The 25,840-nt window shown below is 53.9% G+C and carries 22 protein-coding genes, 1 tRNA gene and 2 rRNA genes; 10 read left to right on the plus strand and 15 right to left on the minus strand.

The genetic code is table 11. From position 1 onward, the window contains the following. The 3 genes from rrf (BM323_RS06450) to rrf (BM323_RS06460) all read left to right on the plus strand — a co-directional run. A 5S ribosomal RNA gene (gene rrf / locus BM323_RS06450) occupies window positions 1–90 on the plus strand; the annotation flags it as partial. A 15-nt stretch (window positions 91–105) separates the two neighbouring features. Then, window positions 106–181, plus strand: a tRNA-Thr gene (locus tag BM323_RS06455). A gap of 36 nt (window positions 182–217) precedes the next feature. After that, window positions 218–333 (plus strand): 5S ribosomal RNA (gene rrf / locus BM323_RS06460). Window positions 334–480: 147 nt separating this feature from the next. Here the strand turns inward: rrf (BM323_RS06460) and BM323_RS06465 are convergent. The 15 genes from BM323_RS06465 to msrP form a co-directional block, all read right to left on the minus strand. After that, the gene (locus tag BM323_RS06465) at window positions 481–1,242 is read right to left on the minus strand and encodes an amino acid ABC transporter ATP-binding protein (protein WP_008105977.1); all 762 of its coding nucleotides are present in this window, start codon (window positions 1,240–1,242) and stop codon (window positions 481–483) included. An 8-nt stretch (window positions 1,243–1,250) separates the two neighbouring features. Continuing rightward, window positions 1,251–2,351 carry an amino acid ABC transporter permease gene (locus BM323_RS06470; protein WP_008105975.1) on the minus strand — a complete coding sequence of 367 codons (1,101 nt, stop codon included), beginning with the start codon at window positions 2,349–2,351 and terminating at the stop codon, window positions 1,251–1,253. A 15-nt stretch (window positions 2,352–2,366) separates the two neighbouring features. Then, window positions 2,367–3,545 (minus strand): amino acid ABC transporter permease, encoded by a 1,179-nt coding sequence (locus tag BM323_RS06475; protein ID WP_008105973.1) that lies wholly within the window; start codon window positions 3,543–3,545, stop codon window positions 2,367–2,369. Between the two features lie 66 nt (window positions 3,546–3,611). Further along, complete coding sequence (locus BM323_RS06480; protein ID WP_008105971.1) at window positions 3,612–4,637, minus strand: amino acid ABC transporter substrate-binding protein; 1,026 nt, start codon at window positions 4,635–4,637, stop codon at window positions 3,612–3,614. Window positions 4,638–5,181: 544 nt separating this feature from the next. Beyond that, window positions 5,182–5,478: a DNA-binding transcriptional regulator Fis gene (gene fis / locus BM323_RS06485; protein ID WP_007891954.1), complete on the minus strand. Its 297-nt coding sequence runs from the start codon at window positions 5,476–5,478 to the stop codon at window positions 5,182–5,184. 24 nt (window positions 5,479–5,502) lie between these two features. After that, window positions 5,503–6,468, minus strand: coding sequence for a tRNA dihydrouridine synthase DusB (gene dusB / locus BM323_RS06490; RefSeq protein WP_036648759.1), 966 nt, complete (start codon window positions 6,466–6,468; stop codon window positions 5,503–5,505). Window positions 6,469–6,852: 384 nt separating this feature from the next. Continuing rightward, complete coding sequence (locus tag BM323_RS06495) at window positions 6,853–7,581, minus strand: carbonic anhydrase (RefSeq protein WP_036648756.1); 729 nt, start codon at window positions 7,579–7,581, stop codon at window positions 6,853–6,855. A gap of 204 nt (window positions 7,582–7,785) precedes the next feature. Continuing rightward, window positions 7,786–8,667 (minus strand): 50S ribosomal protein L11 methyltransferase, encoded by an 882-nt coding sequence (gene prmA / locus BM323_RS06500; protein ID WP_008105964.1) that lies wholly within the window; start codon window positions 8,665–8,667, stop codon window positions 7,786–7,788. Window positions 8,668–8,678: 11 nt separating this feature from the next. Further along, window positions 8,679–10,124: a sodium/pantothenate symporter gene (panF, locus tag BM323_RS06505; RefSeq protein ID WP_091003337.1), complete on the minus strand. Its 1,446-nt coding sequence runs from the start codon at window positions 10,122–10,124 to the stop codon at window positions 8,679–8,681. Then, a complete protein-coding gene (locus BM323_RS06510; RefSeq protein ID WP_008102001.1) occupies window positions 10,114–10,356 on the minus strand; it encodes a YhdT family protein in 243 nt (80 codons plus the stop codon). Before BM323_RS06510 ends, panF begins: the two co-directional genes overlap by 11 nt. Before the next feature lie 72 nt (window positions 10,357–10,428). After that, window positions 10,429–11,778 carry an acetyl-CoA carboxylase biotin carboxylase subunit gene (accC, locus tag BM323_RS06515; protein WP_008101999.1) on the minus strand — a complete coding sequence of 450 codons (1,350 nt, stop codon included), beginning with the start codon at window positions 11,776–11,778 and terminating at the stop codon, window positions 10,429–10,431. An 11-nt stretch (window positions 11,779–11,789) separates the two neighbouring features. Next, a complete protein-coding gene (gene accB, locus BM323_RS06520) occupies window positions 11,790–12,260 on the minus strand; it encodes an acetyl-CoA carboxylase biotin carboxyl carrier protein (RefSeq protein ID WP_008101997.1) in 471 nt (156 codons plus the stop codon). A 21-nt stretch (window positions 12,261–12,281) separates the two neighbouring features. Next, a complete protein-coding gene (gene aroQ, locus BM323_RS06525; RefSeq protein WP_007891972.1) occupies window positions 12,282–12,734 on the minus strand; it encodes a type II 3-dehydroquinate dehydratase in 453 nt (150 codons plus the stop codon). A gap of 232 nt (window positions 12,735–12,966) precedes the next feature. Beyond that, window positions 12,967–13,569 carry a protein-methionine-sulfoxide reductase heme-binding subunit MsrQ gene (gene msrQ / locus BM323_RS06530; RefSeq protein WP_091003342.1) on the minus strand — a complete coding sequence of 201 codons (603 nt, stop codon included), beginning with the start codon at window positions 13,567–13,569 and terminating at the stop codon, window positions 12,967–12,969. Continuing rightward, window positions 13,570–14,574, minus strand: a complete 1,005-nt coding sequence (msrP, locus tag BM323_RS06535) for a protein-methionine-sulfoxide reductase catalytic subunit MsrP (RefSeq protein WP_008101993.1) — start codon at window positions 14,572–14,574, stop codon at window positions 13,570–13,572. Between the two features lie 324 nt (window positions 14,575–14,898). Between msrP and csrD the strand changes: the two genes are divergently transcribed. The 7 genes from csrD to yhdP all read left to right on the plus strand — a co-directional run bounded on the left by csrD (window position 14,899) and on the right by yhdP (window position 25,801). Beyond that, complete coding sequence (csrD, locus tag BM323_RS06540) at window positions 14,899–16,845, plus strand: RNase E specificity factor CsrD (protein WP_008101991.1); 1,947 nt, start codon at window positions 14,899–14,901, stop codon at window positions 16,843–16,845. Between the two features lie 310 nt (window positions 16,846–17,155). Continuing rightward, window positions 17,156–18,199, plus strand: a complete 1,044-nt coding sequence (gene mreB, locus BM323_RS06545) for a rod shape-determining protein MreB (protein ID WP_007891976.1) — start codon at window positions 17,156–17,158, stop codon at window positions 18,197–18,199. A 156-nt stretch (window positions 18,200–18,355) separates the two neighbouring features. Further along, entirely contained in the window at window positions 18,356–19,390 is a 1,035-nt protein-coding gene (mreC, locus tag BM323_RS06550) for a rod shape-determining protein MreC (RefSeq protein ID WP_008101989.1), read from the plus strand. Next, entirely contained in the window at window positions 19,387–19,875 is a 489-nt protein-coding gene (mreD, locus tag BM323_RS06555; protein WP_008101987.1) for a rod shape-determining protein MreD, read from the plus strand. The genes mreC and mreD overlap by 4 nt, the downstream gene beginning before the upstream one ends. Window positions 19,876–19,883: 8 nt before the next feature. Then, window positions 19,884–20,477, plus strand: coding sequence for a Maf family protein (locus BM323_RS06560; protein ID WP_008101985.1), 594 nt, complete (start codon window positions 19,884–19,886; stop codon window positions 20,475–20,477). After that, window positions 20,467–21,936, plus strand: a complete 1,470-nt coding sequence (gene rng / locus BM323_RS06565; RefSeq protein ID WP_008101983.1) for a ribonuclease G — start codon at window positions 20,467–20,469, stop codon at window positions 21,934–21,936. The genes BM323_RS06560 and rng overlap by 11 nt, the downstream gene beginning before the upstream one ends. Window positions 21,937–21,982: 46 nt before the next feature. Then, window positions 21,983–25,801, plus strand: coding sequence for an AsmA2 domain-containing protein YhdP (yhdP, locus tag BM323_RS06570; RefSeq protein ID WP_008101982.1), 3,819 nt, complete (start codon window positions 21,983–21,985; stop codon window positions 25,799–25,801). The last annotated feature ends 39 nt before the right edge of the window (window positions 25,802–25,840 follow it).

Here is a 25,840-nt window from a genome sequence, read left to right on the forward strand (position 1 = left end):
ACCTGACCCCATGCCGAACTCAGAAGTGAAACGCCGTAGCGCCGATGGTAGTGTGGGGTCTCCCCATGCGAGAGTAGGGAACTGCCAGGCATCAAATTAAAGTGTGCTGATATGGCTCAGTTGGTAGAGCGCACCCTTGGTAAGGGTGAGGTCCCCAGTTCGACTCTGGGTATCAGCACCAGTTTTAAAGCGTGAGTTCGGTAAATTACAGAATTTGCCTGGCGGCTTTAGCGCGGTGGTCCCACCTGACCCCATGCCGAACTCAGAAGTGAAACGCCGTAGCGCCGATGGTAGTGTGGGGTCTCCCCATGCGAGAGTAGGGAACTGCCAGGCATCAAACACAGAAGCCCTGAACGAAAGTTCAGGGCTTTTTTGTATGGATCAAAACCTTCAACGCCGCCCAAAACCCCATTAAAATTGCAGTTATAAAAAAGCCCCTGCTTTGCAGCAGAGGCGATTTTCAATCTCACTATCTGGATATTAATGAATTACTTGTGACAGAAATGCACGCGTACGTTCTGATTTCGGGTTAGCGAAGAACTCCTGAGGTGGAGCTTCTTCAACAATTTCACCGCGATCCATAAAGATCACGCGATCCGCTACGGTACGCGCAAATCCCATCTCATGGGTAACACACAGCATGGTCATGCCATCTTCTGCCAGGCCAATCATCGTATCGAGCACTTCTTTGACCATCTCAGGATCGAGCGCTGAAGTTGGCTCATCAAACAGCATAATTTTCGGCTTCATACAGAGTGAGCGGGCGATCGCCACGCGCTGCTGCTGGCCGCCGGAAAGCTGGCCAGGAAACTTATGCGCATGCTCGGCAATGCGCACACGCTGAAGGTAATGCATGGCCAACTCTTCCGCTTCTTTCTTCGGCATTTTGCGTACCCAAATCGGTGCCAGCGTACAGTTTTGCAGAACGGAAAGATGCGGGAAAAGATTGAAATGTTGGAAAACCATGCCTACTTCGGTACGAACACGTTCAATATTGCGCACATCGTGATTGAGATGGATACCATCCACCACGATACGTCCTTGCTGATGTTCTTCGAGGTGGTTGATACAACGAATTGTCGTCGATTTACCCGAGCCAGAAGGTCCGCACAATACGATACGCTCACGTGGTTTTACTTTTAAGTTGATGTCTTTTAGTACATGGAACTGACCGTACCATTTGTTAACGTTTTCGAGTGTAATCATCATGGCATCAGCCGCATTAGTCATAGTTTGTGTCATGTTAAACCTCAGTGCGATGCACGCCCGGTGTGAAAACGCTTCTCCAGATACTGGCTATAGCGCGACATGCTAAAACAGAAAATCCAGTAAACCATGGCAGCAAACACATAGCCTTCTGTCGACATCCCCAACCAGGTTGGGTCGACGGTGGCTTGCTGCACGCTACTGAAGAGATCGAATAGGCCGATGATGATCACCAGGCTGGTATCTTTAAACAGCGCAATGATGGTGTTCACCAAGCCGGGAATGGTCATCTTGAGTGCCTGCGGTAAAATCACCAGCATCTGGGTTTTCCAGTAGCCCAGCGACAGCGATTCCGCAGCTTCATATTGGCCTTTCGGTAGCGCCTGCAAACCGCCACGCACCACTTCCGCGACATAAGCTGACTGGAACAAGATCACGCCAACCAGTGCACGCACCAGTTTATCGATGGTGGTGCCTTCCGCCATAAACAGCGGCAGCATGACCGACGACATAAACAGTACGGTGATCAGCGGTACACCACGCCAGAACTCAATGAAGATGATCGAAAGTGTACGCACCACCGGCATTTCTGAGCGGCGGCCCAGCGCCAGTAAAATCCCCAACGGCAGCGCGCCGGCAATCCCCACTGACGCGATAATCAGCGTCAATGTCAGGCCGCCCCACTGGCGAGTCTCTACGCGCTCTAAACCGAAATAGCCGCCATACATCAGGAACCAAACCACAATCGGATAGACCACCGCCCAGCAGGCGATATAGCGACCGCGACGCGGCATCGATTTGATGAACATCGGAATGATCGACAGTAAGCCGATGACCAGCGACAGATTGATGCGCCAGCGCAGCTCATGCGGATAGAGCCCATACATAAACTGGCCAAAGCGTGCATGGATAAACACCCAACATGCGCCTTCTTTGGTGCAATCTGCACGGGTCTCACCAATCCAGTTAGCCTGAAATACCAGCCAGTTCAGTGCCGGAGGAATCACATTCCAGATAAGCCAGATGCTGAACAACGTCAGCAGCGTATTCAGCCAGCTGGAGAACAGATTTTTGCGTGCCCAGAGCCAAGCCTTACTGAATGGATTGGTCGGAATCGGCGGTGTTTCATGTGTAGTAACAGACATAATGATCCCGTTCTCTTAACGCTCAACCAGCGCAATTTTGCGATTGTAGAGGTTCATCAGCAGTGAAATGATCAGGCTGATAATCAGGTAAACCGCCATGGTAATCGCGATTGTTTCAATCGCCTGACCGGTTTGGTTAAGCACCGTACCAGCAAACAGCGAAACCATGTCTGGATAGCCGATAGCGGCGGCCAGCGATGAGTTTTTCACGATATTCAGATACTGGCTGGTCAGTGGCGGGATAATCACACGCATGGCCTGCGGGATAATCACCTGACGCATGGTTACTGGATTAGGTAAACCGAGCGAACGTGCGGCTTCATTTTGACCATGCGGTACCGACTGAATACCGGAGCGAATCACTTCGGCGATGAACGACGAGGTATAAACCGACAGCGCGAGAGTCAACGCGGCGAGCTCAGGGATCATCACGAAACCACCGCGGAAGTTAAATCCACGCAGTTCCGGCACATCCCAATGCATGGCAACGCCAAACAGGGTATGAGCAATCAGCGGCAGTAGCACCAGCAGGCCAACCGCAGCCGGCCAGGTGCGACGCAGTTGGCCAGTTTTTAACTGATGCTTGCGGTTGTAGCGGAACAGCGCCACGCAACCCAGCACCGCTAACGCCAGCGCGATCAGGAATGGCCAGGTGCCAGGCGCGTACTCGGGCCACGGGATATACAAACCGCGATTGCTGACGAATGCCAAATCAAACGCGTTGAGTGCCTGACGCGGGCCGGGCAGGTTACGCAGTACCGCAAAGTACCAGAAAAAGATCTGCAGCAGCGGCGGGATATTACGGAAGGTCTCGATATAAATGGTTGAAAGCTTGCGCAGCAGCCAGTTCTCAGACAAGCGAGCCAGACCAACGGCAAAGCCAAGGATCGAAGCGAAAACAATACAGAGCGCGGAAACCAGCAGGGTATTGGTCAACCCCACCATAAACACGCGCGCGTAGGTGTCGCCTTCGGTGTAATCGATCAGGTGCTGGACGATGCCGAAGCCGGCACTGCGATCCAGAAACCCGAATCCGGAAGTGATGCCACGATTGGCCAGGTTGATTACGGTGTTGTGGATTAAATATCCCACCACAGCAAGCACGGCAACAATCGCGACGATCTGGTAAAGCCAGGCGCGAACCGTAGGATTACCGAACGAAAAATCCCTTTTTACGGTTGGGCGTTGCGACATGTTAAAACCTCAGTGAAGATTACGCGTGGGCACCGCAGGATGCGGTGCCCGACTGGCAGGACGGAATTAACGAACTGGCGGAGCGTACTGGATGCCGCCCGCATTCCACAGCGCATTCTGGCCGCGCTTAATTTTCAGTGCGCTGTCTTTACCGACGTTACGGTCAAACACTTCCTGATAGTTACCCACTTGTTTGATGATGTTGTAAGCCCACTTGTTATCGAGCTTAAGGTCTTTACCGAAGTCACCTTCCGCGCCCAGCAGATGTGCCATATCCGGCGTAGTTGGCTTGGCTACCATGTCATCGACATTTTTAGAGCTGATACCCATCTCTTCCGCGTTCAGCATGGCATACAGCGACCATTTAACGATGGTGAACCAATCGTCATCACCGCGACGCACAACCGGACCCAGCGGCTCTTTGGAGATCACTTCTGGTAGTACGATGAACTCGTCTGGCTTGCCAAGTTTAATGCGCAGCGCATACAGCTGAGATTGGTCAGAAGCGAGGGTGTCGCAACGGCCGCTGTCGAGCGCTTTGGCGGATTCGTCAGAGCGGTCAAAGGTCACTGGCGTGTACTGCATTTTGTGGGTTTTGAAGTAGTCAGCCACGTTCAGCTCGGTATCAGTACCGGCCTGAATACACACGGTGGCACCATCCAGCTCTTTAGCACTTTTAAGACCGGCTTTCTGGTGAGTCAGGAAGCCGATACCGTCGTAATAGTTCACGCCTGCAAACAGGAAGCCCATGCCGCCATCGCGTGATGAGGTCCATGTGGTGTTACGAGACAAGATGTCCACTTCGCCAGACTGCAGTGCGGTGAAGCGCTCTTTCGCGGTCAGCGGGGTGTATTTCACTTTGGTTGCGTCGCCGAATACCGCTGCAGCGGCCGCGCGGCACACATCCACGTCAATACCGGTGAATTTGCCGTTAGAGTCAGCATAAGAGAAGCCTGGCAGGCCGTCACTGATGCCGCACTGTACAAAACCTTTCTTCTTAATGGCATCCAGCGTGGTGCCAGCGTGCGCCTGTTGAGCAACGGCTAACAGCGAGGCTGCAGCAACCAGAGTGGAAAGCATCATCTTTTTCATAAAGCATCCTGTGTGGCGATATCGTGTGTTGTTATGTTTGCGCGCACTTTAATGTGCGCTTTTTTCTGTCTGTGGTGGTTAGCCATCCACAACTCTGCAAACCTGATGCCAGGTTTGCAGAATCCTGAATTCTCTGGAAAGATCTTTTAATAAACTGAAGCACTCAGAAGATTCTGGCTAATATGGCGCACCAAAAGGCAGCATGACGAGACGACACGATCACAAATAGTGCAAAAAGTTTCACTATATGGAAGCAGTGTGAGCTAACGCTCAGGAGTGGATGTATGAGTTTTCACGCTTACGGCCGAAGCGGTTGATGATCACAGAGAGAGCGGGCTGAAGCGTGATGAAAGGATAAATAAGTGCGAAGTAAAATGGAGGAAAAGGCGTTGCTAAGAGGGGCGGGATATCACTGCGGCAATTGCAACTATCGTTACCATTATCGCGCCAATTGTTTCATGCGTTGCTAACGTCAGGAAATTACTCGTGATGCAGAAACAAAAACGCCAGCCGCAAGGCTGGCGTTATCGCAGCAACGAACAGATTAGTTCATGCCGTATTTTTTCAGCTTCTTACGCAGGGTACCGCGGTTGATACCCATCATCAGAGCTGCACGGGTCTGGTTGCCACGGGTGTACTGCATCACCATGTCCAACAGAGGCTGCTCGACTTCTGCCAATACCAGCTCATACAGGTCACTCACATCCTGACCGTTCAGTTGAGCAAAATAGTTCTTCAGTGACTGTTTAACCGAATCACGCAGTGGCTTTTGGGTCACCTGATCCTGAGAGTTAACGGTAGAAACGGTGAGTACGTCAGAATTTACGCGTTGTTCGAACATAGTTCTTTCAGCTCTTTATTTCGTTTACGCAAGATTTTCGAAGTATGCCTCCAACGCCTCCAGCTGTTCGCTGGCATCCTCTATGGCGTTGAATGTGCGCCGAAACTGGTCATCAGGAGCACTTTCCTGCAAATACCAGGAAACGTGTTTTCGGGCAATACGGTATCCTTTGCGCTGACCGTAAAAGTCGTGCAGCTCCCGTATATGTCCAATCAGCATTTGCTTCACTTCAGCCAGCGGCTTCGGTGCCAGCAGCTCCCCTGTGTCCAGATAATGCTGGATTTCCCGGAAGATCCACGGTCTTCCCTGAGCGGCACGGCCAACCATAAGAGCATCGGCTCCGGTATAGTCGAGCACCGCTCTGGCTTTATGCGGGTCAGTAATGTCGCCATTCGCGATGATCGGAATGGAAACGCTCTGCTTAACTGTCCGAATGCTGTCGTATTCAGCAAATCCCTCAAACAAACAGGCGCGCGTGCGGCCATGAATGGTGAGAGCCTGAATGCCACAGCGTTCAGCCAATTGGGCAATCTCTACACAATTACGATTTTCTTTGTCCCAGCCGGTGCGAATCTTCAGCGTAACCGGTACATCCACTGCATTTACCACTGCGGTGAGAATCGACTCCACCAGTTGCGGATGTTGCAGCAGCGCTGAACCTGCCATCTTACGATTCACTTTTTTGGCCGGGCAGCCCATGTTGATATCGATAACCTGCGCGCCAGACGCCACATTAATGCGCGCGGCAGCAGCCATCTCATCAGGATCGCAACCGGCAATTTGCACGGCGCGGATACCAGGCTCGTCACTATGCACCATACGCAAACGGGATTTGTCACTGGCCCAAACTTCCGGGTTCGACGACAACATCTCGGAGACAGTCATACCGGCGCCGTTCTCATAACACAGGGTGCGAAATGGCTTATCGGATACTCCGGCCATAGGCGCAGCAATGAGTCGATTACGTAGCTGATGTTGTCCAATGCGCATGAAAAAGAAGTGACCCTAACTGTTCGCAAGGCGGCGTATATTACGCATTTTTTAAAGAAGATGAAAGGCCAAACTTTGAACAATTCGCCGTTAGAGAACAGGGAAATCAACTTATCAGGCACAAGGAAAGGTATTAATCTTTATATTTCATATGATTAAAAAAATATGCTGAAATTGTGTACAAAAATTTTTCTCAAAACATGACCGAAATCACAACATAAAAACCGCCACTTCAGGTAATTAGCCAGAGAAATGACGGCAATGTGATTATTAATTGTACTAATTGGTTTTTGTGAGGAAATGAAAATGGCACATAGACATCTAAAAGAACTGCTCTATACCAATGGCATAGAGCAGAACGCAGTCAGAGCGCAATAATGCAGGTTATTCGACGATCACGCGACCATTCAGCGGTTGTACTGGACGGCTATTACCATGTTCTCCCAGTAAACTGGTGAACTTTTTCAGCTGTTCAGCCGATGCATAAACCGGTTGCTTAAGCACCAGCCAGCGTACGCCTTCGGTGCAGGGTGGCGTAGTAAGTGAACCACTAAAGCGATAGTAGTGTTTGTCGCCCGGAATTAATGCACTGAGGTTGAGAGAGTGCTTCAGGGCCATTTCCTTGTTCACTTCAGCAGGCATTTCACGCAGGATTTCTGCCAGCGCAGGGTTTACTGCGCCAGCTTCAAACATCACGCCAACCACAGCTAAATGGCCATCCTTACTGGCATGAACAAAATGCGCCGCCATCGGATAGCGTTTGCCATCAATTAGGTTTTCACTAGGGGTATGGAAGTGGAATTGGCGCAGCGTAAAGTCTTCACCATCAAGCTTAAGGGCATCACCCTCTTTCACATTAATTTGGATGGTGTGGCCATTATTGACGATCGACTCTTTCCTGGCTTGATAGCTCAACGTAAGCGGCGGAAGCTGACCATTTACTGCCTGACGTATGTCGACAGGTGATTGATTTACGCCACTTTTGCAGGTCTGAAAGTCGGTGCTTAAATTGCCCCATTCAGCCGGAGCTTCATAAGACCAGGCGGTATCATGGGCATGCGTGTAGGAAGCCATGCTCGAAAGCAAAGCGAGTAAACAAAGTTTCTTTTTCATAGTCCATTACTTAAGCGATTTATCGACGTGTAATGCCACAAAGGCATTGCCAGCAGGGATAGCGCTATCGCCTGGAGCAGGATTGTAATGACTAATATGTAAAGAAACAGCAGTAGATCAGAAGCGCCTGAGGTTTGAGACTGGTCTCAAGCCAAATGGTTACATGCCAGGCATTTAGTGCGCTGGCATGGGGGAATGAGAGGATTAACGACGTACGCCAGTGATGCGGCACCACTCTTCTTTCTCGGCAACCGGATCAAGTTCAAATTGTTCGGCGTAGGCTTCACACACGCTTTCAGCCTGGCTTGCCAGCACACCGGACAATCCAAGATGCCCACCCGTTTTTGGCAGTACGCTAATCAGCGGCGCCAATTCGCGCAGCGGACCGGCGAGGATGTTGGCGACGACCACGTCAGCCTGCAAGTTATCAGGCTGCTGATGAGGCAGATAAAGCGCCAGACGCTCAGAGACGCCATTACGTTCGGCATTATCGCGGCTGGCCTGAATCGCCTGCGGATCGATATCAATACCGATCGCCTGCGCTGCGCCTAATTTTAGTGCGGCAATAGCGAGAATGCCGGAGCCACAGCCAAAGTCGATCACCGTTTTGCCTTGCAGATCCAGGCCATCAAGCCAGGTCAAACACATCGACGTGGTGGGGTGCGTGCCGGTACCAAACGCGAGCCCCGGATCCAGCATCACGTTGACGGCATCTGGATCCGGCACATCGCGCCAGCTCGGGCAGATCCACAGACGCTCACCGAAACGCATCGGGTGGAAGTTATCCATCCATTCACGTTCCCAATCTTTGTCTTCGATCTGCTCGATCTTATGGCGAAACGCGGATCCCAGCAGCGGGTGCTGACTTAATTCGGCCACCACATCGCTCATCTCGGTTTCAGCGTCGAACAGGCCGATGACATCAGTATCGCCCCACAGCAGCGTTTCGCCTGGCAGCGGCTCATAAACAGGATTGTCGTGCGTATCCTGGAAAGTGACCGACACGGCGCCAACATCCATCAGCGCATCGCTCAGGGTTTCGGCGTTTTCGCCGGTGCTGTTAATTTTGATTTGAATCCAAGGCATAGCGTTTCTCTTTATTCCAGTGCCGCTGCATGCGTTGCAGGCGTGCGGCCAAACAGATTACCCACCAGGAAGGCCAGCAGGCTTAAGGTCAATGACGGAACGATCGGGTGGAAACCCCACCACTCAATTTTCAGGCTGGCAAGCACCGTGTAGCATCCCGCACCGAACAGCATGCCGCTGATCGCACCCGTCGAATTGGCGCGCTCCCAATACAATCCCAGTACCAGCGGCCACAGGAACACCGCTTCAAGACCACCAAATGCCAGCAGATTCAGCCAGATAATCATATCGGGCGGATTCCACGCCGCCAGCAGCAGCAGCACACCAAGCACGAAAGTGATAGTGCCTGACAGCATGCGCAGGCGCGCCTCATTTTCACTGTGCTGCGGTGCAATACGCAGGTAGAGATCTTTGATCAGCGTAGCGGAGGATTGCAGCAGCTGCGCGTTAATGGTCGACATAATGGCCGCCATTGGCGCCGCAAGAAATACGCCCGCCGCCATCGGCGGTAAAACGGTAATCATCAGCGTGGGGATCACGCGATCGGGGATGGTGAGATCGGGCAAAATCACGCGTCCCAGCGCACCGGCCAGATGCATGCCAAACATCAGGATCACCACCACAATAGTGCCGAGTACAATGCCACGATGCATCGCTTTACTGTCTTTATACGAAATACAGCGCACCGCAGTGTGGGGCAGGCCAATCACACCGAAACATACCAGCACCGCAAACGAGCTAAGGAAGGTTGGATTGATGACATTGCCAACGCCTTCCGGCGACGTCAGTTGTGGATCGATGTTATGCAGTTTGGTTACTGCGCTTTCCAGCCCGCCCGCCTGGTGAATTACCGCGAAGAGGAGCAGGAAGGTGCCGATCAGCATCACCATGCCTTGCATCGCATCGTTCAGCACGCTGGCGCGGAAGCCACCGAAAGCGGTGTAAAGCGCGATGGTGCCGCCGAAGATGAGCAGGCCGGTGTCGTAAGGAATACCCGCAGCGGTTTCCAGCAGACGCGCGCCACCGATGAACTGCACGGTCATCGCGCCAATAAACGCCACCAATAAACTGATACTGGAGAGCCAAATCAGCAACGTGCTGCCGTAGCGGCCATAAAGCATGTCGTTGAGCGTCACAGCATTGTAACGACGCGCCAGAATCGCGAATTTCTTGCCTAATACGCCAAGCGAAAGCCAGACGGCGGGCACCTGAATCATCGCCAGCAGCACCCAACCAAGACCATATTTATAGGCTGCGCCCGGGCCGCCAATAAACGAACTGGCGCTGATGTAAGTGGTGGTGATGGTCATCGCCAGCACAAAGCCGCCCATCGAACGGCTGCCGAGAAAGTATTCGCTCAGGAAGTTGCCCTGACGCTGCTTGCGCATCGCAAACACCGACAGTGCGGCGATCAGCACCAGATAGGCCAACAGCGGAAGAATGATTTCAGAGTCCATCGTTATCCTCCAGCGACATGTCGCGGAACAGCACGCGCACCATCAGCCAGCACAACACAATAAACAGCAGCGGGGCGAACAGACACGAAAGCTCGAACCATCTTGGTAAGCCAAAGAAGCCGATCTCATTGCCGCCCAGCCAGGCAGAAAGTCCCCAAACGGCAAGGTAGGCCAGCGTCAGATAAAACGACCAGCGCGCCTCTTTGTTCGCTTGTAAAAAACGCCAATCCATTATGTAACCTCAAAGGCGACAAAAATGAAAAAGGCCGGAGTTAACCGGCCTCTGTCTTGCTCTGCGCTGCGATTACTTCTCTTGCAGGCCGAGTTTTTTCTCCAGATAGTGGATGTTGGTACCACCCTGCTGGAAGTTTTCGTCGGACATGATTTTCATCTGCAGCTCAATGTTGGTCTTGATACCGTCGATGATCAGTTCCGCCAGCGCATTTTTCATGCGCGAGATTGCCACGTCACGGTTTTCACCGTAGGTAATCAGCTTACCAATCATGGAATCGTAGTACGGTGGCACGCTGTAACCGGCATAGATATGCGATTCCCAACGAACACCGAAGCCGCCCGGCGCGTGGAAGCGGGTGATCTTGCCTGGGCTTGGCAGGAAGGTATTCGGATCTTCGGCGTTAATACGGCATTCCACCGCATGGCCGCGAATCACCACGTCTTCCTGTTTGATCGACAGCGGCTGACCAGCAGCAATACGCAGCTGCTCTTTGATCAGATCGACACCGGTGATCATTTCAGTCACCGGATGCTCAACCTGAATACGGGTGTTCATCTCAATGAAGTAGAACTCACCGTTTTCGTACAGGAACTCGAACGTACCCGCACCGCGATAGCCGATGTCGATACAGGCTTTAGAGCAGCGCTCGCCGATGTAGCGACGCAGTTCCGGCGTGATGCCTGGCGCTGGTGCTTCTTCAACGACTTTCTGGTGACGACGCTGCATTGAGCAGTCACGTTCGGCCAGATAGATAGCGTTACCCTGGCCGTCGGCCAGCACCTGAATCTCGATGTGGCGTGGATTCTCGAGGTACTTCTCCATGTACACCATGTCGTTGTTGAAAGCCGCTTTGGCTTCCGCTTTCGTCATGTTGATGGATTGCTCAAGATCCTTGTCGCTGCGCACGACGCGCATACCGCGACCGCCGCCGCCGCCGGAAGCTTTGATGATTACCGGATAGCCGATGCGCTTAGCGAAGGCACGGTTTTTTTCCATGTCGTCGGTCAGCGAGCCATCAGAACCTGGCACGGTTGGTACGCCGGCTTTCTTCATGGCGGTAATCGCAGACACTTTGTCGCCCATCAGGCGAATGGTGTCGGCTTTCGGGCCGATGAAGATAAAGCCTGAGCGCTCAACCTGCTCGGCGAAATCGGCGTTCTCAGAGAGGAAGCCGTAACCCGGGTGAATAGCGACCGCGCCGGTAATTTCAGCGGCGGAGATCAGTGCCGGGATGTTCAGGTAGCTTTTGACCGAAGGTGGCGGGCCAATGCAGACGGTTTCGTCTGCCAGCAGCACGTGCTTCAGGTCACGGTCCGCGGTGGAGTGCACGGCAACAGTCTTAATGCCCAGCTCTTTGCAGGCACGCAGAATGCGCAGCGCGATCTCACCACGGTTAGCAATGACAATTTTATCCAGCATGCTTCGCCTCGTTATTCGATGATGACCAGCGGCTCGTCAAATTCAACCGGTTGGCCGCTTTCGACCAGAATCGCCTTCACAACGCCGGATTTGTCGGCTTCGATCTGGTTCATCATTTTCATCGCTTCAACGATGCACAGGGTGTCGCCGGCATTCACTTTCTGGCCAACTTCAATGAAGGCTTTCGCGTCTGGGCTTGGGGTGCGATAGAAGGTACCCACCATCGGTGAACGCACGATGTGGCCACTGATTTCTGGTTTAGCGGCTTCTGCTGCAGCCGGTGCGGCAGGTGCCACAGCGGTCGCCAGCGCAGGCTGCTGCTGCATCATTGGCGCAGCATAAGCTTGCTGCATCATTGGGTAGCCGGCATTTGCAGGCGAACGGCTGATACGAACGGACTCTTCGCCCTCGGAGATTTCCAGCTCGGAGATGCCAGACTCTTCAACCAGTTCGATCAGTTTCTTAATTTTACGAATATCCATGAGTGTGGTTCCGTACTCTGTTTAATTGGAATGTGACAGGCGTTTTACTGCCGTTTGTAAAGCCCACGAGTATCCATCAGCGCCAAGTCCACAGATGACGCCGGCAGATACATCGGAAAGATAGGAGTGATGTCGGAACGGTTCGCGTGCATGCACGTTCGAGAGATGCACCTCAATAAAAGGAATGCTAACCGCCAACAGGGCATCACGCAGTGCAACGCTGGTATGCGTGAACGCAGCAGGATTGATGATGATGTAATCCACGTTGCCGCGGGCTTCGTGAATACGGTCAATCAACTGAAACTCTGCGTTCGATTGCAAATGACTCAATTTCACATGGTGCTGATCGGCCTGTTGCGTCAGATCGCCGACGATTTGCGCCAGCGTGGTGTGACCATACTTATCAGGCTCGCGCGTTCCCAGTAAATTCAGATTGGGACCGTTCAAAAGCAGTATGTGAAATTTGTGCGCCATCTTGCTGCTATCTCCTGCAATCAGTAAGGCATCGCGTAAAATACCGCGCCATCTTGCGTTTGTCACCCTTGAGGATGAAAAAGAAGACTTCGCTTGCAATAAAGCCGGGCATTATATCCGTTTCGTCGACATTCGCAGCAAAATACTGGTCTTATCTGCGAAGTTGATCGAATGCGGCCCGAAGGCCACACTTTTTAACAGATCTCGCGGGAGGAACACAACCGTGCGGGGATTATCTGGATAGAAGTTTACGCAACTTATTGTTACGCCACGCTAACAGCGCAATGGCCAGCACGGCGTAGATCACCGGCTGCGGGGACAATACTTTCACAGACCAAAGATAGTGGATAGGTGCGAGGATCGCGACCAGATAGACGCCATTATGCAGCGTTTGCCAGCGACGACCCAGTTTGCGCTGCATGCGTTGAAATGAGGTGATGGCGAGGGCGAAGAGGATAGTCCAGCTGATCATCCCCAGTAACAAATAAGGACGAGAAACCAACTCGCTACCGAGTAAACGCAGATGATCGTAGCCAAGTTCCAGCAAGTAGTAGCTGGTGAGATGCAAACTGGCCCAGGCGAAACACCACACGCCGAGCAGGCGGCGGGTACGAATCAGCAGCGGCTGTTTCAGGTAGCGCGTTAATGGGCTGACCAGCAGTGTGGCAAGCAGCAACTTCAGCGCCATTCTGCCGGTAAAATGCTGGATATCTTTCGCCGGATCGGCGCTCAGCCAGCCCTGACTCGCCGCCATAAACAGATAAACAAACGGCAGAAAAGCCGCCAGATGCAGCACGACTTTTAACGCGGTGATGTGGCGTAAATTGAGGCGCACTTAATAGTTCTCCCGTAAATCCAGCCCGCGATACAGTGAAGCCACTTCTTTCGCGTAGCCGTTGAACAGCAGCGTAGGTTGGCGATCAACCTTCAGAATGCCGCCCGCGCCAATAAAGCGTTCGGTAGCCTGCGACCAGCGCGGATGATTCACATGCGGGTTCACATTGGCATAGAAACCGTACTCATTGGCGGCGATCTGGCTCCAGGTGGTCGGCGGGCGATCGTGCGTCAGCGTGATCTTCACAATCGATTTAATCCCTTTGAAGCCATATTTCCACGGCACCGTCAGGCGAATCGGCGCACCATTCTGCGGCGGCAGCGCTTTGCCATATACGCCGGTACTCAGCAGCGTCAGCGGATGCATCGCTTCATCAAGACGCAAGCCTTCTACATAGGGATAATCCAGCCCGCCGCCGATAAAGCGATCTTTCTGACCGGGCATTTGGTCAGGTGCATACAGCGTTTCAAACGCCACATAGCGTGCATTGCTGGTGGGTTCAGCCAGTTTTAGTAGCTTGTTGAGCTCGAAGCCGACCCACGGAATCACCATCGACCAGGCTTCGACGCAGCGCATGCGATAGATGCGCTGTTCCATCGCGAAACGCTTGAAGATGTCATCCATATCCAGCGTGATCGGTTTGGCAACTTCTCCTTCAATGCGCAGTTTCCACGGATCGGTTTTAAGCGTGCCAGCATTGGCGGCAGGATCGGCTTTATCCAGACCAAATTCGTAGAAGTTATTGTAACCCGACACTTTATCAAATGGCGTGAGCGGCAAATCAGCCTGCCATTCGGCCGGTTTAGTGAAATCTAAATCTCTACCAGCAGGCGCGGGCGGGCGGTTATTGCCTTTAAACCAGCTCAGCACATCGGCTTGCGCCGTGCCTGGCAAACTGGCTGCTGCTGCGCCTAGTCCCAACGCTTTCAGCACCTGACGGCGGCGCATATTAAAGACGCTTTCTGGCGTGACGTCGGCTTCTGTGAGCAAGTGCTTCAGGTTCATGACGTTCTCCTGTGAATAGTAAGTTATAACCAGCATGCTCAACTTCAGCGTCAGGCGCGAACTTGCGGGGAAAAATGTGAAATTTCCTGGCAAAACGCACTCTTTGAGAATAGGACGAAAAAGCCCGTAGCAAAGTCAGGCCATCACGGTTTAACGCTATACTCGCGCCGTAGCGCTTATCAAGCTGTGTTATGTGCGATTTTGATGCCAGTCTGGCGCTGAATCACACCTTGATTTGTGCTATTTTGCTCAGGTTTGCGCCAGTGGTCAGAGTGGCGCCAACGGATTAACACCGTTCATAACCGCAGTGATGCAGGCACAGGGATGCGATTAACAACTAAATTTTCTGCGTTTATTACCTTATTAAGCTTACTGGCGATGATATTGATGCTGGTGGGCTGCGCTTTTAGTTTTATCTGGCTGTCGCAGCAGCGTGTAGAAACGCGCATGCAAACGCTGGCGACGGAAGTGGATAAAGCCCTGGCTTCACAATCGCCGCAGGAGATCACGCAGTGGCTGACGCGCATGATGCCGGTGGTTAATGCCGAACAGATGCAGCTGCTGAATGGCGATACCTTAGTATTCAGTTTAGCCCGCCACGAAAATCCGATGTTAGAAGATGAGCCCAATCGCTTTGTGCAGTTCGATTTGCCCCTGACGCATTCGCCTGGCCTTGAACTGCGCGTAGTGGTGCTCGATCCTGCCAAAACCCTGTTTCGCTCCTTTACCGGCACTTATACGCTGGTGGTCCTGTTTACTGTCGTCGCTATCATGTGTGTGCTGCTGGTTATGACCAACCGCTGGCTCAATCGGCGCTGGCACAATATGGAACAACTAGAGGCGCGCGCCGATCGCATTCTGGCCGGGGAACGCCGCTCCCCGGATGAGCATGCGGCGGAGTGGCCGCCGAAAGCCAGTCGCGCCATTGATACGCTTCTGGGCGATTTGCAGGAAGCGGGCGAGCAGCGTTTACGCATCGATACCTTAATTCGCACTTTTGCGGCGCAGGATTCGCGTACCGGTCTCAACAATCGTTTGTTCTTCGATAACCAGTTGGCGACGTTGCTGGAAGATCAGGAAGATGTCGGCACGCACGGCGTGGTGATGATGGTGCGCCTGCCGGATCTCGATACCCTGCACGAAACCCTCGGGCCAACGCTGGTGGAAGAGTATCTGTTTGACCTGATTAATATGCTGTCGACCTTTGTGCTGCGCTATCCGGGCGCATTGCTGGCACGTTACTTCCGCAGTGATTTCGCCGTCTTGCTGCCGCATCGCACTTTAAAAGAAGCCAACAGCATTGCCGACCAACTGATCAATGCCGTCGATTCACTGCCGCCGATGCGCATGGTCGATCGCGATGATTTGATCCACATCGGCATCAGCGCGTGGCGCAGCGGACAAAGTGTCTCGCAGGTGATGGAAAATGTAGAGATGGCCACGCGGCGTGCGGCATTGCAGGGCGGTAATAGCTGGTCGGTTGGCGAAGGCAATACGCTGGACATGGGGCGCGGCAGTGTGCGCTGGCGGACCTTGCTGGAGAACACGCTCAATCGTGGTGGCCCGCGAATGTACCAAAAACCGGCGGTGCTGCTGGATGGAAAAGTCCATCATCGCGAATTACTGACGCGCGTGTTCGATGGCGACAAAGAAGTGGTGTCGGCGGAGTTTATGCCGCTGGTGTTGCAGCTGGGTATGACCGATAGCTGGGATCGCCAACTGGTGGCGCGCATTGCAGCGCTCTCTGAAATGTGGCCGGATGAAACCCTGGCACTACCAGTGAATATTGACTCGCTATTGCAGCGGCCTTTTCAGCGCTGGCTGCAAAAACTGCTGCTGCAGTGCAGCAAATCGCAAAGAAAACGTTTTTTATTTGAACTTGCTGAGGCCGATGTTTGTCAACACATCAGCCGTTTAGTGCCGGTTTTCCATATGTTAACGGCATTTGGCTGTCGCATTGCGGTGGATCAGGCCGGATTGACGGTGGTGAGCAGCGCTTATATCAAGCAATTCCCGATTGAAGTGATTAAACTTGCGCCGGGTTTGGTACGCAATATTGAGCGACGTACTGAGAACCAACTGTTTGTGCAGAGTTTGCTGGAAGTGTGTAAGTCATCACCAACGCAGGTTTTCGCCGCAGGTGTGCGTACGCGCGCGGAGTGGCAAACGCTGTCGGGATTGGGTGTTTCTGGAGGGCAAGGCGATTTCTTTGCGCCCTCGTTGCCAGTCAACAGTAATGTAAAGAAACACTCGCAACGTTATCGAATTTAAACCTTCAGCGCGCGAACTGCGGGCTGAAGTCTGTTTTTATCGCTTATTAGTGCCGGAGCGCGCGATGCTGGCGGCTGGAAATGTTAGATTTTATGTCGAAATTTGCCCGCTATCGCCGGGAGAATTTAGGTTAAAACGGCGTGTTAACGCCATTTAACTGCGGCTAAAGACGATACGATCAGGCCAAAAAAGTATTCAGCGTATTTTTTCACCGAAGCAGAACGTTTTTGCGCCTTGTAGCGGCTTCGCGTGGTTGGTAAAGTAGGCGGATTTTATTTTCCGCCCCCAGCTTGCAGGATTATCCCTTAGTATGTTTAAAAAATTTCGTGGCATGTTTTCCAATGACTTGTCCATTGACCTGGGTACCGCGAATACCCTGATTTACGTGAAAGGACAAGGCATCGTGTTGAACGAGCCTTCTGTGGTTGCCATTCGTCAGGATCGTGCCGGCTCCCCAAAGAGCGTAGCGGCTGTCGGTCATGACGCTAAGCAGATGCTTGGCCGTACGCCGGGCAACATCGCTGCTATCCGTCCTATGAAAGATGGCGTTATCGCCGACTTCTTCGTCACCGAAAAAATGCTGCAGCACTTCATTAAGCAAGTGCATAGCAACAGCTTTATGCGTCCAAGCCCACGCGTGCTGGTCTGCGTACCGGTGGGTGCGACCCAGGTTGAGCGTCGTGCTATCCGTGAATCTGCACAGGGTGCAGGCGCGCGTGAAGTCTTCCTGATTGAAGAGCCAATGGCTGCGGCGATTGGTGCAGGTCTGCCGGTTTCTGAAGCAACCGGTTCGATGGTGGTTGATATCGGTGGTGGTACCACTGAAGTAGCAGTGATCTCGCTGAACGGCGTGGTTTACTCCTCTTCTGTGCGTATTGGTGGTGACCGCTTCGATGAAGCTATTATTAATTATGTCCGCCGCAACTACGGTTCACTGATCGGTGAAGCGACTGCGGAGCGCATCAAGCACGGCATCGGTTCTGCTTATCCGGGCGATGAAGTGCACGAGATTGAAGTGCGCGGCCGTAACCTGGCAGAAGGTGTACCTCGTGGCTTTACCCTGAACTCTAACGAGATTCTTGAAGCGCTGCAGGAACCGCTGACCGGTATCGTGAGCGCGGTGATGGTTGCACTGGAACAGTGCCCGCCAGAATTGGCTTCTGACATCTCCGAGCGCGGCATGGTGCTGACCGGTGGTGGCGCATTGCTGCGTAACCTCGATCGCCTGCTGATGGAAGAGACCGGTATTCCGGTGGTCGTGGCAGAAGATCCACTGACCTGCGTAGCACGCGGCGGTGGTAAAGCATTGGAAATGATCGACATGCATGGCGGCGATTTGTTCAGCGAGGAGTAATTCCTCAACGGCTAAGGCCCTGGTCAAATTGCGCAGGGAATAGCGCCTATGCTGACGCTGCTGCTGCAACGCACGACGGCGAGATGCGTCCAGCCCTGGAGGCGTTGGCTATACGGCTAACGCTTCTTCCCTGATGTCGAGGAACACGCAGAATTTATGAAGCCGATTTTTAGCAGGGGACCTTCCCTGCAGTTGCGCCTCTTTCTGGCAGTCATTGTGGCTATCGCGATTATTATCGCTGATAGCCGCGTGAGCTCCTTTTCCCAGATTCGCAACTACCTGGACACGTCGGTCAGTCCATTTTATTTTTTGGCCAACGGGCCAAGACAACTTCTTGATGGCGTTTCCGAAACGCTGGCGTCACGTCAGCAATTGGAGCTGGAAAATAAAGCACTGCGCCGTGAGCTCTTCCTGAAAAACAGTGACTTGCTGATGCTGGGGCAATATAAGCAGGAAAACGCGCGTCTGCGTGAACTGCTTGGCTCGCCGCTGCGCCAGGATGAGCACAAGATGGTGACGCAGGTGATCTCCACCGGCACCGATCCTTATACCGATCAAGTGGTTATCGACAAAGGCAGCGTAAACGGTGTTTACGAAGGCCAGCCGGTTATCAGTGATAAAGGGGTTGTTGGTCAGGTGGTTGCAGTCGGTCAGGTTACCAGCCGCGTATTGCTGATTTGCGATGCATCGCATGCCTTGCCGATTCAGGTGTTGCGTAACGATATTCGCGTGATTGCCGCCGGTAATGGCTGCAGCGAAGATCTGCAGCTGGAACATCTGCCGGGCAACACCGATATCCGCGTGGGCGATGTGCTGGTCACGTCTGGCCTGGGCGGCCGCTTCCCGGAAGGTTATCCGGTTGGCGTGGTCTCCTCGGTGAAAGTCGATACACAGCGTGCTTACACGGTGATTCAGGCGCGTCCAGCGGCTGGCTTGCAGCGTTTGCGCTATCTGTTGCTGCTGTGGGGCGCAGATCGCAACGGCGTAGCACCAATGGCGCCGGACGAAGTGCATCGCGTTGCCAATGAACGTTTGATGCAGATGATGCCGCAGGTTCTGCCGCCAGCAGGCGAAATGGGCCCACCGGCACCGGACACCTTGCAGTCGTCGCAGCAAATGGGGCCACCGCAACCCGCTAATAGCAGTCGTTCGCAAGGGAATTCTGCGAACACACGCGGAGGCCAGCCTTGAGTCGATATCGCAGCCAGGGCCGATGGGTTATCTGGCTGTCCTTTCTGATTGCCCTCATCCTGCAAATCATGCCGTGGCCGGAACAGATCTTCATGTTCCGGCCTTCATGGCTGTTGCTGATCCTGATTTACTGGGTGCTGGCGCTGCCGCATCGGGTGAATGTTGGTACCGGTTTTTTCCTCGGTGGCATCATGGATCTGGTAGCAGGTTCAACGCTGGGCGTGCGTGCGCTGGCATTCAGCATCATCGCGTATCTGGTGGCCTTTAAATTTCAGTTATTCCGAAACTTAGCGTTGTGGCAGCAGGCATTAATGGTTATGGTGCTGTCCCTTGCGGTGGATGTGATTGTTTTCTGGGCAGAATTCCTGGTGATCAACGTCTCATTCCGCCCGGAAATCTTCTGGAGTAGTGTGGTCGACGGCGTCCTGTGGCCCTGGCTATTCTTATTGATGAGAAAGATTCGCCGTCAATTCGCTGTTCAGTAAGGAATACTATGATTAGCCTGTACCTCGCATCCGGTTCACCGCGTCGACGTGAGCTGTTAACGCAGCTTGGTCTGCAATTTGAACGCCTGATTACCCACGTAGAAGAGCAGCGTCAGCCAGAAGAAGCGGCCGAAGCGTACGTGCGTCGTCTGGCGTCAGATAAGGCGCGCGCGGGCGTCGCGGTAGCACCGCAGGATCTGCCGGTGTTGGGTGCCGATACCATTGTGGTACTGAACGGTGAAGTACTGGAAAAACCGCAGGATGCCGCGCATGCCGCCGCGATGCTGAGTAAGCTTTCAGGACAAACCCATCAGGTAATGACCGCCGTAGCGCTGGCTGATAAACAGCGTGAACTGGATTGCCTGGTGACCACGGACGTGACCTTCCGCAAGATGACGGCGGAGGAAATTTCGCACTATATCGCCAGTGGCGAGCCGATGGATAAAGCCGGCGCGTACGGAATTCAGGGCCTTGGCGGCAATTTTGTCCGCAAGATTAATGGAAGCTATCACGCCGTGGTGGGATTGCCGCTGGTTGAGACCGGTGAGCTGCTGAGTCATTTTCAGTCACTGCGGGCGTTAAGGGGACAAGATGACGGCTGAACTGCTGGTAAATGTGACACCTTCGGAAACCCGTGTTGCCTACATTGATGGCGGCATTCTGCAGGAAATCCACATTGAGCGCGAAGCACGACGCGGCATCGTGGGCAACATCTATAAAGGACGCGTCAGTCGCGTCTTGCCGGGTATGCAGGCGGCTTTTGTCGATATCGGCATGGAAAAAGCCGCCTTTCTGCACGCCTCCGATATCATGCCGCACACCGAATGCGTGGCGGGTGATGAGAAGAAAAATTTTGTGGTGCGCGACATCGGCGAACTGGTGCGTCCCGGCCAGGATTTGATGGTGCAAGTGGTGAAAGATCCGCTTGGAACCAAAGGCGCGCGCCTCACCACCGACATTACCTTGCCTTCGCGCTATCTGGTGTTCATGCCTGGCGCATCACACGTTGGCGTCTCACAACGTATTGAGACCGAAGCCGAGCGCGAACGACTGAAAACGGTGGTTGCGGCGCACTGTGACGATCTCGGCGGCTTTATTATTCGTACCGCCGCCGAAGGCATTGGTTCGGAAGAGTTGTCGCAGGATGCCGCTTTCCTGAAACGTTTGTGGACCAAAGTCAGCGAGCGTAAAAAGCGTAATCAGACGCGCTGCCTGCTGTACGGTGAGCTGGCGTTAGCGCAGCGCGTACTGCGTGATTTCGCTGGTGCTGCGCTGGATCGCATCCGCGTGGATTCGCGTTTGACCTGCGATTTGCTGGTGGAATTCACCAGCGAATACATTCCGGAAATGGCCAGCAAGCTTGAGCTCTACAGCGGCAAGCAGCCGATTTTTGATCTGTTCGATGTCGAGAACGAAATTCAGCGTTCGCTGGAGCGCAAGGTCGAGCTGAAGTCCGGCGGCTATCTGATCATCGATCAAACCGAAGCCATGACCACGGTGGATATCAACACCGGCGCGTTTGTCGGACACCGTAATCTCGACGAAACCATCTTCAATACCAACATCGAAGCGACGCAAGCTATTGCGCGTCAGCTGCGACTGCGCAACCTCGGCGGCATCATCATTATCGATTTCATCGACATGAGTAACGACGAACATCGCCGTCGCGTGCTGCATTCGCTGGAGAGTGCGCTGAGCAAAGATCGGGTGAAAACCGGCATCAACAGTTTCTCGGCGCTGGGTTTGGTGGAGATGACGCGCAAGCGTACGCGAGAAAGTATTGAACATGTGCTGTGCGCCGATTGCCCGGTGTGCAAAGGGCGCGGCACCTTGAAAACGGTGGAAACCGTCTGCTATGAGATCATGCGTGAAATTGTGCGCGTGCATCACGCCTACGATTCCGACCGCTTCCTGGTCTACGTTTCTCCGGCGGTGGGCGACGCGCTGAAGGGCGAAGAGTCACACGCGTTGGCGGAAGTGGAAATCTTCGTCGGTAAGCAAGTCAAAGTTCATGTTGAACCGCTCTATACCCAAGAGCAGTTTGATGTCGTCATGATGTGATCGTGAGGTTAAGTTCCGTAAGCCAACGGACAGCAAGGAGAGGTGTGTGAGGCGGTTGCCGAGGATTTTGTTACTGCTGCTCGCCGCAATCATCGTAATTGTGGCGCTGCTGGTCAGCGGGTTGCGCCTCGTGATGCCGCACCTCAACAGTTATCGCAGCGATATTCTGCAGACGATCTCACGCGTCAGCGGCGTCACGGTCGATGCCAGCGAACTGCAAGGGAAATGGGAGAATTTCGGCCCGACGCTGCAGGTGCGCGATCTCAAAATCTCGATGCAGGAAGATGGTCAACTCACCATCGGCCGCGTCAATCTGGCGCTCAACGTGTGGCAATCGCTGCTGCACTGGCGCTGGCAATTCCGCGATCTCACCTTCTGGCAGCTGCATCTCGAAACCAATCATCCGCTGTTCACCAGCGACGAACAGAAGAACAGCTTTAAACCGGCGCAAATCAACGATCTGTTTTTGCGTCAGTTCGATCACTTCGATCTGCGCGACAGCAGCATTCGTTTTCTGACGCCGTCCGGCCAACATGCCGAACTGGCGATTCCGCGCCTCACCTGGCTGAACGAAAATACCCGTCATCGCGCGGAGGGCGAAGTAAGCCTCTCCAGTTTTACCGGCCAGCATGGCGTGGTGCAGGTGCGGCTTGATCTCAACGACAACAACGGCTTACTTAGCGATGGTCGCATCTGGATGCAGGCCGATGATGTTGATGTGCGGCCGTGGATTGGTCCGTGGCTGCGTGACAACACCAGCCTTGAAAGCGCGCGTTTCAGTCTGGCTGCGTGGGCGAATTTGCGTGATGGCGATCTCTACGCCGGTGATTTGCTGCTGAGCAAAGGCGGCGCGCGCTGGCGCGGCGAGCAGGGCGATCATCAATTACAGGTCGATGGTTTAACCGCGCACTTGTCGCGGTACCAAAATGGCTGGAGCCTTTCGGTACCGCAAACCCGCTTGAGCACCGACGGCATCGCCTGGGCGCCTGGGCATTTTTCTCTGCTGTGGAAGCCGGAAGATAAGCAGATGCTCGGCGCCAACAGCGCGGCGGAAGTGCGCGTGCGTGCCACCCAACTCGACTTAGAACGTCTGGCACCGATCGTGCCGCTGTTTAAGCCACTTTCGCCGACTTTGCTGGATAACTGGCGTTCACTGCAACCGCGCGGCCACATTGATGCGCTGGCGCTGGATATCCCGTTGCAGCAGCCGGAGCAAACGCGTTTGCAGGCGAAGTGGCGCGATCTCGCCTGGCAACAGTGGGAATTGCTGCCGGGTATCAGCAATCTCAGCGGTAGCGCCAGCGGCAGCTTAAACAACGGTTTGCTGGATGTGGCGATGGGCCAGGCGGAAGTACCGTATGGCGATATGTTCCAGGCTCCGCTGCAAATCAAACAGATCACCGGCCAGCTTAACTGGCTGCGCGATGCCAACGGCTTAACGCTGGATGGACATCAGCTGGATGTGCAGGCTCGCTCGCTGTGGGCACGCGGCGATTTCCGCTACCAGCAGAATTTGGGGACCGCGCCGCGCCTTGATATTCTCGCCGGGATTCGTGTCACCGATGCCGGCGATGCGTGGCGCTATTTCCCGCAGCAGTTGATGGGCCACGATCTTACGCACTATCTCAGCGACGCGATTAAAGGCGGGCAGGTGGATAACGCCACACTGCTGTTTGCTGGCGATCCCGCGCTGTTCCCGTTTAAGCACAATGACGGCATGTTTGAAGTTTGGGTACCGCTGCGTAACTCCACCTTCCAGTTCCAGCCCGGCTGGCCTGCACTGGAAAATCTCGACATTAATCTCGACTTCCTCAACAACGGTTTGTGGATGAAAGCCGATCAAACCAAGCTCGGCGAGGTTGATGCGCACAATGTCAGCGCGGTAATTCCGGATTACCTGAAAGAGAAGTTGATCATCGATGGCGATATCAGCGGCGAAGGCAAAAAAATCGCCGACTATTTCGAGCAGACGCCGCTGAAACCAACACTTGGCGCGGCGCTGCAGGAGTTGCAGATTGGCGGCAATGTGCGCGGCAAACTCAATCTCGATATTCCGTTGGATGGCGAGCAGGTGCACGCCAGCGGCAATGTGGTGCTGAACAACAACACGCTGCATATCAAACCGTTAAAAACCACGCTGAACAATCTCACCGGCCGCTTCCGTTACAACAACGGCAATCTGGAGAGTGAAGAGTTGCAAGCCAACTGGTTCGGGCAGCCAACCGGGGTGAGTTTTAGCACGCAAGAGAATCCCAACGACTTTGGCGTGAACGTCAAGCTGCTGGGCGATTGGCAGCCAGGTAAACTTAAGGTGCTGCCGGACGCCATCGCGCGTCAGTTAGGTGGCTCTTTACCGTGGCAGGGCAATGTGGATATCACGCTGCCGCACAAAGGTGGCGCGACCTACAAAGTTGCACTGCAAGGCGAGGGCAAAGCAGTAAGTAGTCACTTACCTGCGCCGCTGGATAAAGTGGCCGGTGAAGCGATGCCGATCACCATCAATGCGGAGGGCGATCTCAAAGGCTTTACCTTGAGCGGTAGCGTGCGTGAGCACCATCGTTTCAATAGCCGCTGGATTCTGGAGCCGCAGCTGCGTGTTGATCGCGGTATCTGGCTTAACGATGCGAAAAGCACACCGAAGCTGCCGGAAAAACGCGGCATGGAGCTGAATCTTCCGCCGCTGGATGGCGAAGCCTGGATGGGAATGATGGCTGGCGCAGGCAGTTCACGCAATGCGCAAGGCGAACCTGAAGTGGGTGGCGCACTGCTGCCGGGCGACTTCATTCTGCGGACACCGGCGCTAACGCTCGGTGGTCAGCAATGGCACGACGTTAACGCCACCGTCACGCAGGGCGCAGGCGGCAATACGCGTTTGCAGCTGGAGAGCCGTGAAGCTCGCGGTAGCCTGCAGACGTCGCAGCAGTCTCCATGGCAGATCAACCTGAGCTATCTTTACTACAATCCTGAATGGGCTGAGAAAAGCGACGGAAAATCATCGCCGTTTGGCGGCAACAGCAGCAACATCAACTTCAGCAGTTGGCCAGCGTTGCAGCTTAACTGTGATGAGTGCTGGTTGCGCGGACAGAAATTCGGTCACATGCAGGCGAAGCTACAGCCGCAAGGCGATACGTTAGCACTTACTAACGCTTCGATTGATTCTGGCAGCTCGAAGCTCAACGTAGCGGGTGAATGGGTGAATAAACCCGGCGATCAGCGCACTTCACTGAAGGGCAGCCTGAGTGGCGACAATATTAATGACGCCGCCAACTGGTTTGGCATGAACACGCCGCTGCGCGACGCACCCTTCAAACTCGATTACGATTTGCATTGGCGTTCTGCGCCGTGGCAACCATCGGTAGAGACGCTGAGCGGTACGCTGAAAAGCCACTTTGGCAAAGGCCAGATCGCCGATGTTAATACCGGTCGCGCGGGACAGCTGCTGCGTCTGTTTAGCTTCGATGCCTTGCTACGTAAGATGCGCTTCGATTTCAGCGATACCTTTAGTGATGGTTTCTATTTCGATTCGATTAACGGCACCGCGTGGATTGAAAACGGCGTGATGCGCACCGATAACCTGCTGGTGGATGGCCTGGAAGCGGATATCGCCATGAAGGGCAACATCGATTTGGTGAAGCGTCAAATCGATATGGAAGCGGTGGTCGCCCCGGAAATCTCCGCCTCGGTCGGCGTCGCCACCGCCTTTGTGATCAATCCGGTGGTCGGCGCAGCGGTGTTCGCCGCCAGTAAAGTGCTGGGGCCGCTGTGGAATAAGATTTCGCTGTTGCGTTACCACATCAGCGGACCGCTGGATAAGCCTGAAATCAATGAAGTACTGCGCAAACCGCGCGAAGACGATAAGAAGTGAATTTGACGTCGTCGGGTAATTGCCGCAGGCTATGACTAT

The organism is Pantoea sp. YR525 (assembly GCF_900116775.1).
GTDB classification, from domain to species: Bacteria; Pseudomonadota; Gammaproteobacteria; order Enterobacterales; family Enterobacteriaceae; genus Pantoea; species Pantoea symbiotica.